Raw genomic sequence first — 460 nt, 5'->3', positions numbered from 1 at the left:
AGTCATTCATTCTGTTGGTGATAAGATCAAGCAAGAACGAAAAAAACAAGGAATGACACAAAAAGCACTTTGTGAAGGAATTTGTAGTCAGGCTGAAATCAGTAAAATCGAAAATGGTCGAAATTCCCCAACGATTGATTTGTTACAGCAGATTTGTCGAAGACTACGCATCCCGATTTCATTATTTTTTGAAGATGAAATCGTCTCACAAAAATTAAATGAAATAGACCAACGAATGATTCGGCATTTGCGTGAAAAAACGTACTCAGATATGGCAAAAGACTTAGCAAAATATGAGAACGTCAATAATGCGGTTGAAACTCAAATTTTAATTCGCTACCATCAAGAATTACTAGACTATGAAAGAGGAAATATTGATTTTCGGACATGTATCGCCTCTTTATTACAAGTTGTCAGACAGGAACAGATCCTGTCTCTTATACACATCTCCGAGCCCACG

Annotated in this window: 1 protein-coding gene; it reads left to right on the top strand. The window is 36.3% G+C overall.

Annotated features, from left to right (window positions below; translation table 11 throughout):
* Nucleotides 1–4: 4 nt before the first annotated feature.
* The coding region (locus tag F8N00_RS18275) for a helix-turn-helix domain-containing protein (protein ID WP_421018781.1) at nt 5–460 on the top strand (456 nt) is incomplete at its 3' end.

It is taken from the genome of Exiguobacterium sp. A1_3_1 (assembly GCF_048985645.1).
Taxonomy (GTDB): domain Bacteria; phylum Bacillota; class Bacilli; order Exiguobacteriales; family Exiguobacteriaceae; genus Exiguobacterium_A; species Exiguobacterium_A indicum.
Note: the sequence above shows the minus strand (reverse complement) of the source record. Positions and strands in the feature narration are given on the sequence as shown.